We start from the raw sequence: 6887 nt of genomic DNA, 5'->3' as shown, positions 1-6887 counted from the left end.
TTATCACCAGTCTTATTAACTGGGCTAACCGTCCCATAAGCCTTTCAGCTTATTTTAGGTTAAACGAATCGCACGTAAGAATTTAAAGATAGCTTTTTCAGCTTTAATGATAATTGTGTTATTCTCATTGCCATATTTTGATATGTTGTACTTAAAAATTTACACGCATCAGGGAATGATCTATGATTGGAGCAAAAATAATGACCCACAACTAATGTACGGATCGTACTTTAAGCAACTGCAACAAGAGCAACCAACAATGAAAAAGTTTTATGTAGCTAACAATGATGATTATAATGCTCATCTGCTATTTTATACAAAAAAATACAATCATTTCAACAACAAGGAAATTAGTGTATTGCCGGCAAAGCATAGTTTTAGGGAGGGTGATTTAGTGGTCACTTGTAATCCTGAAGTTAAACAATATTTAGAACATAAATATAAATTAAATTTGCTCCATGCCAACGGTTTCTGTCAGACGAATTCCATTGAATTATAAAGTTATAAGAAGACCGCTTTACGCTTTAGCTTTAGAAGTAGGAGGCGGTCAAGGCGGTCTCACGGCTTTACTATATCCGCAAGCACAGATTACCAACATCCACCTCGATCCCAAATATGCAGATGTTCCTTGCCACCAGCAGGAAAAGGTGCGCTTCATCTGCGGCGACGCGACCAATTTACCCTTTGAAAACGAGTCCTTTGATGCAGTGACGATGTTCGAGGTTCTCAAACACATTCCAGACCACCAAAAAGCTGTATCTGAAGCGCTGCGAGTGCTTAAACCCAAAGGTTTTTTATTAGTGAGCAGCCCCAATTAAAATTGGAAGTTTCCCTACTATGAATTTATGAAACCACTTTGCCCACCTGAAGCGGAGGTGATGGCAGAATGGGGTCATGTCCGGCGTGGATATACGAGCGATGAACTGACAGCATTAATTGGTTTTCCTTGCCAAAGCTCTGCGACTTTTATTAATCCATTGACGGTACTTTGTCATGATGTTGCTTTCTCCCGTTTATCTTCTCTCAAGCGCCAATTTTTTTGTACTGCACTCACTCCTTTAACCTGGGTGAGTTATTGGCTGCATAAACCTGAATCATTGGGGACGGAAACTGCATACGCTTGGCAAAAGTAGGGAGAAAAATCAGGCGGAAGGCAGAAAGCGGTCCTTTCGCAGAGGCCCAGTGTCAGAGTTAACAACGGATTTACTGGACTAGATTTTTATCATAATTATTAACCGGATCTTCTCGCATTTGAGCAAAAACTCCGACTCGAGCTTGGTAAAGCATCTGCATATTATCTGCCAATTCCCGATCGCTCCACCAGTGAACCAGAGAATCTCGGTGACGCTTAGCGAGGAGCGATCGGGGAATTCCCTTGGCAATATCTTGCTCAACTGAGTCCATGACACCATCATACCAATTGCCAAACATCTGAAACCCAGCTAGGGTATTTAAAGGAAGCAGTAGCAACATCCCTAAAAAGAGTCCCCACTGAACAATTTGTTGCCATTTTCGAGAGCCGTACACTTCCCAAATAAAGAAGGTTGTACACAGCATGGGAACTGCAAACATCACGTATCGCATGGGGAATCCTTGAGATGGAACCAGTCCAGCTCTACCATAGCCTACTGCTAAGGAATAAACACCGAAAACACCACATAATAAGAGCATGATTAAAGATCGTTGTCTCTCAAAACCTTGATGGCGTACAATGCCTAAAATGACTATTCCGAAAGTAGGAAGGAAAATCCCAAAGGCTATCAATACAAAAAAACTCCACGAATAAGCAGCAACCGCTCCGAAACTGTAAGCTAAAAATTTAGCAGATGTCTGGAGTGTGGCCCCTAAACCGGGACTGGGGGGATTCCAAGTGGGACGTTGATAGCCAATAAAATATATGCCTATCAAACACAAGGCAATCGCTGCTAAACTGATTGAAATAATACTCGCCGATCGCTGTTTGTCTGTGGAATCGGTAGCGTACCAGTTGACAAAGCCACGATAGATGAACCAAGGTGCGAGCAAAGGAACTAATAACAACCCATTCGCTCCACAAAAGGGAAGTGCAACCAAACTCACCCCAGCGATTGCTACTGCTAAAGGCGTTGTCAGAGTGGGTTCAAGGACAAAGACAAAGACTATAATGTACGTGAGGGCAATAGGCAAGACTTGGGTAAACTGCCAACTCCAAAACAGATTAGGCCAATTGCTGAGATTCAATAAAGCAATGGGAAAAAAGGCATCCGCATAGCTGGTTTTTCCCCCTCGCAAAGATCGAGCGACTTGAATGGCAGCAGCAGCAACAAAAGCGAATGTCAGGACATTAAGTACCATCCCTGAACGAAAATCCCCCTTAGTAAACTTGAGTATAATTAACAGAATTAGGCGCGGTAAAGGGATGCGATGTTCATTATTCTGCTGCCATAACCAACTGCCTAAGCGGGGTTCATGTCCTGTCAAGGGCTTAACCAAAAACCAATCTTCTGCGAGGGGAATATTTCTCCCATAGCTCACTAAACAGATGAAAGCAGCGATTAGCATTGCTAACCAAATACCCCAGACAAATAGCTTGGCGTTGCGATCGCCGGAAACAATAGACATAGAAGTATTGTCCTAATGTACTGTTAATCACGAGATTTTAACTGGCGAGTGAAGATTTTTTTAGCGCCTTTTCTTGAACAGATTTTTTAACCACAATTGCCATAAAACTTGCCAATATCCCCCACCTACTCGGATCAGTCGAAACGATGAAATTCCCATATCTGGGGTACGATTAATCCAAGAAATGGGAACTTCAATGAGCGAATAACCTTTCAACAAAGGTTGCAGTCCTGTCTCTGCATTGATGGCAAATCCTGGCTGAGTAAGTTCTAGATTCTCCACTACCTCTCGCCGCATGAGTTTGAGATTATTTGTTAAATCCCGAAAATGGCGCAGGAATAATATCTGTGCCAAGAGATGAAATCCTCGATTGACAATTATTTTAGATAAAGGGTAATTAAGCAATACGCTATGACGGGAAAATCGACTGCCCACTACTACATCATAGCCCTGATTTGCCTTGTCAAACAAATCGCGAATTTCTGGAAGAAGATGCTGAAAATCACAATCCATTGATAAAATATACTGCCCTGTCGCTATTCGATAGCCATCTGCAAGCGCTCTTCCTACGCCATTGGGTGGAACCCGGAATACAGGTTTAATCAAGGGATCTGCGTCTGCTAAACGTTGAATCACTTCACGGGTTCTGTCTTTACTATTGTCATCGACGGGAATAATTTCGTGTAGATAATCGCCAAAAAAAACCTTGAGTCTAGTAATTAGAGGTTCGATGTTCATCTCCTCGTTATGGCAGGGAATAACGACAGAAACTGCTCCCCGTAACTGCTCGTATTCACACAGAGAGATTTGGGGACTGTTAATAATCCGAGGTGGCTTTTGAGCATGAATGAGAATTGAGCCAGCTAGGGTTCTTAACCCAGGAGTATTTTCGAGAATAATCGAAAGATTGCGTAATAGCCAAATCAAGTCTTTGGTGAGGGGAGCATAAACAAAATCGTTGAAAATGGCAAAGATTCTAATAAAGCCAATTTCTGAAATTAGTTCATATAATTCGGGACGATTGAGGAGTTTTCGGGGGTCTTTTTTTCCAAAAATTTTAGAAATAAAGCGACGTAATTTTAGCACTATATTCCAGGGATTACTGTCATAAAAAATGACTTGACCACCCGGATTTAGAAGTTCATAAACTTTTTGGAGAAACCACGCACTATTTCGCTTATCCAATAAATCCATTACCACAATTAAATCAAAATGCCGTCCTTCAAGGACTCCCGGCATAGAGATTGCATTGATAAACTCCACTGAAGAAAGCAAAGGAGCATCGGGTTTAGGGAGTTCGGTAAAGGTAACTGCTGCGATCGCATTTTCTCCGCGAGATACTTTGAGAAGCTGTTCTGTAAAAAGACCTTCACCACAGCCAATTTCTAAGATGGTTTGACCGGGAATCAGATGAACTAGATGACGGAAAGTTTGCGCTCTCCAGAGCAATCTATCTTGATAAATGGAATCGCGTTTTTTCCAATACTGATCTCGATACTGCTCTCGAATTCCTAAAATTTGACTCAGGATTAGATCGGGATCGTCTGGGGTAGGGGGTATCTTTGGTGAATTCAACTTAATCATTAGCTATCTCCTGATTTATCGAAATTTTTGTTTTTTTTAAATACCCACTTTTCACTAATCACATAGTTAATAGCAGCGCCGAGAATAATTCCTATTAAGGTATTGATTTGATAATTTACTTTTAACCCCTCTAAAATAGGAAAAATTAAGAAGGTTCGAGTAGCGACAACTAATCCACAAGAGATATGGTAGCGAGGGAGCTGATGCCATAAAATTTCTTGCCAACTTGAGTTAGGATTTACCCAAACCCAAGTTCGATAAACAAAAAAACTAAATAACAAAGAAATTTCAATAGCAATAATATTCGCCAGATTGCGGAGAATTTGTGTATTTAATTTCCAGGTTTCAATGATAATATAAATTAACACAATATTGAAAACTGCTGTAATGATTCCACAAATTAAATATCTAAAAATTTGTTGTTTAGATTTCACTCTGGTTCCAGCCCTAATTTTTTTATAGCTTGCTACTCTTGTTCGGTCAAGGGACTGTTAAGATTTTACATCCTTTTTCTAAAAAAGCTACAATGATCGCTCCCTTAAAGTTGAGTCTATCGTTAAATGGCTATTGAGTCTATAATGTTAACGTTTATGTAGCTCGGGATATTGCGTATATAAGCTGTTAGTCATTTAAATTTATTGCCTCAACCCCTTGCAGTACGGGGTCTGGCCCACAAATAGTGCAGTTTGAATGTCGAACAGCTTATCCATTTTGTCTAGCTTGATAAAAAAGTAAATGAAGTTTGATGATAGCCCACCAGAACCAACGATCGCTCTCTTACCCTGGGGCGATTTAATCGAAGATTTTTTAGATACCATCGGAGTTTCCTTTGAAGCCTTCTGCAACGAAATGACCGGCGGTTGGATGTTTGGCTATATTGAAGCGTTGCAACAGGTAGGGGTGCGGACAGTATTATTCTGCATTTCTAATAGCGTAACTGCACCCGTATACTACACCCATAAAAACACAGGAGCCAAAATCTGTGCTCTACCGGCATCAAAACTTTACCAAGCCCTCCGCCAACCGATGGTTAACCCTCAAGGTTGGACAGTTCGAGATATGTTTGGAGACGTTCGCGGCCTTCGCCGTCTGATACTGACAGAAGTGAAAAGCGTCGCTCCTTACCTAGCGACACCTTTGGGGTTATTGGCAAAGGAACTAAAGCGAGAAAACTGCCAAGCAATTCTCTGTCAGGAGTATGAGTATCCTCGTTTTGATGCTTGTAATTGGTTGGGTTGGCGGATGGGATTGCCTGTTTTTGCCTCGTTTCAGGGGGGCGATTTTCAGGTAAGTCCTTGGGAAAGGTTGTCTCGTCCGCTCTCTCTTAAAGCCAGCGCGGGTTTAATTATTGCTTCCCAAACCGAGGTACAGCGCGTGCAAAGTTCCTATGGCGTGCCTCCTGCCAAAATTGCCCGCATTTTTAACCCCCTGGATTTGGAAATCTGGCAACCAATGGATCGGGCGGAAGCTAGACAATTAGTGGGTTTTCCGAGTGAGGCGGAAATAGTCATCTGTCACGGGCGAATTGATATCCATCGCAAGGGGTTAGATATTTTGCTGGAAGCATGGCAGCGGGTATGCAGCGATCGCCCAGGCCGAGATTTGCGGCTGCTGCTGGTGGGGACTGGTAGCGACGCGGAGGAATTGAGCCAGCGACTCGCTCAGATGCAGCTTTCGGGCATTGTTTGGGTGAATGAATACGTGCGCGATCGCGCTTTGATGCGGCAGTACCTCTCGGCGGCTGACGTTTATACTTTGCCTTCTCGGCATGAGGGGTTTCCGGTGGCACCGCTGGAGGCGATGGCTTGCGGGTTGCCCGTTGTGGCTGCTGACGCACCTGGAGTGCCGGATATTTTCGAGGGGGGCGAAGCTGATGGCGGGATTGTTGTGCCCCGTGAGGATGCAACAGCTTTGGCAGGGGCGATCGGGCGGCTTTTGGACGATCGGGCATGGGGGGGGGAGTTGGGCAAGCGCGCTCGCATTCGGGTGGAAACTAATTTTTCTCTGGAGGCGATCGGTGTCCAACTGCGACAGTTTTTGTGCGATCTTTAGCGCACATTCCGCCCATCTGACTCGCTGCACTGGGAAGGCTTGAAAAATCCCAGCCAGAAAAATTTATTCCCGCCTAATTTTTCTGGCTTTATGGTCACTTTTTGTGCCAATAATCGGAAACATAAGAAAGTTAAATTTACGGATTTTTTAAGATATTCATTCTTTCAATTAATCAACTTATTCGGGGAGGTGACAAAGATGTCTAGGAACTAGACATACTCAGGCTTTTTGCCCGTATATTCTGTCGATAAAAGCGAATTTTATTACTAGCTAACTTGCGTTTACTATTGCACAAATTCACAATATAGCAGTCCTAGATGATTTGTGAGAATTTACCATAACTGTGAAGCTTAGCGAAATCAAATATCTGATAATGAGTAAGTAACTTAAATATACATTTGACGGCAGCAAAAGTCTTACACATATGATAGCACTCCCTAATCCATTGTTTAGCTTGTAACCAAATATCTTCAATTGGATTCTGAGTCGGAGCGTTGGGCGCGAATCTCAAACAAGTGATTTTCCAATCAGATTCATCTAAACCATTATTCACCACTGATAAAAAGTCTTTAACCCAATACGGTTCAGTTAAGGGCTATGCAGTGCTTAAAACAATAAATACAGGAGGATTCATTATGATTCCAGTACCT

At 42.5% G+C, this 6887-nt stretch carries 6 protein-coding genes; 3 read left to right on the top strand and 3 right to left on the bottom strand.

The window, feature by feature from the left end:
- The first annotated feature begins 458 nt into the window (after positions 1-458).
- Complete coding sequence (locus QUB14_RS27680) at positions 459-818, top strand: class I SAM-dependent methyltransferase (protein ID WP_333221305.1); 360 nt, start codon at positions 459-461, stop codon at positions 816-818.
- Between the two features lie 27 nt (positions 819-845).
- Positions 846-1133, top strand: a complete 288-nt coding sequence (locus QUB14_RS27675; protein WP_333221303.1) for a hypothetical protein — start codon at positions 846-848, stop codon at positions 1131-1133.
- A 70-nt stretch (positions 1134-1203) separates the two neighbouring features.
- Here QUB14_RS27675 and QUB14_RS27670 read toward each other — a convergent pair whose 3' ends face one another.
- The 3 genes from QUB14_RS27670 to QUB14_RS27660 are packed head-to-tail and all read right to left on the bottom strand — an operon-like array spanning position 1204 to position 4619.
- The gene (locus QUB14_RS27670; protein ID WP_333221301.1) at positions 1204-2601 is read right to left on the bottom strand and encodes a hypothetical protein; all 1398 of its coding nucleotides are present in this window, start codon (positions 2599-2601) and stop codon (positions 1204-1206) included.
- Positions 2602-2661: 60 nt separating this feature from the next.
- The gene (locus tag QUB14_RS27665) at positions 2662-4185 is read right to left on the bottom strand and encodes a glycosyltransferase (RefSeq protein WP_333221299.1); all 1524 of its coding nucleotides are present in this window, start codon (positions 4183-4185) and stop codon (positions 2662-2664) included.
- Positions 4185-4619, bottom strand: a complete 435-nt coding sequence (locus QUB14_RS27660; protein ID WP_333221297.1) for a GtrA family protein — start codon at positions 4617-4619, stop codon at positions 4185-4187. The genes QUB14_RS27665 and QUB14_RS27660 overlap by 1 nt, the downstream gene beginning before the upstream one ends.
- A 301-nt stretch (positions 4620-4920) precedes the next feature.
- Between QUB14_RS27660 and QUB14_RS27655 the strand changes: the two genes are divergently transcribed.
- Entirely contained in the window at positions 4921-6237 is a 1317-nt protein-coding gene (locus tag QUB14_RS27655) for a glycosyltransferase family 4 protein (protein WP_333221295.1), read from the top strand.
- Positions 6238-6887: the final 650 nt, after the last annotated feature.

This window comes from Microcoleus sp. B3-D2, assembly GCF_036705345.1.
In the GTDB taxonomy this organism is placed as follows: Bacteria; Cyanobacteriota; Cyanobacteriia; order Cyanobacteriales; family Microcoleaceae; genus Microcoleus.
This window is presented reverse-complemented; position numbering and strand designations above follow the sequence as displayed.

What these genes read in the sequence shown, in the direction of transcription:
- QUB14_RS27680 (WP_333221305.1), top strand. Translation starts at nt 459, where the DNA reads ATGCCAACGGTTTCTGTCAGACGAATTCCATTGAATTATAAAGTTATA.
- QUB14_RS27675 (WP_333221303.1), top strand. Translation starts at nt 846, where the DNA reads ATGAAACCACTTTGCCCACCTGAAGCGGAGGTGATGGCAGAATGGGGT.
- QUB14_RS27670 (WP_333221301.1), bottom strand. Translation starts at nt 2,601, where the DNA reads ATGTCTATTGTTTCCGGCGATCGCAACGCCAAGCTATTTGTCTGGGGT.
- QUB14_RS27665 (WP_333221299.1), bottom strand. Translation starts at nt 4,185, where the DNA reads ATGATTAAGTTGAATTCACCAAAGATACCCCCTACCCCAGACGATCCC.
- QUB14_RS27655 (WP_333221295.1), top strand. Translation starts at nt 4,921, where the DNA reads ATGAAGTTTGATGATAGCCCACCAGAACCAACGATCGCTCTCTTACCC.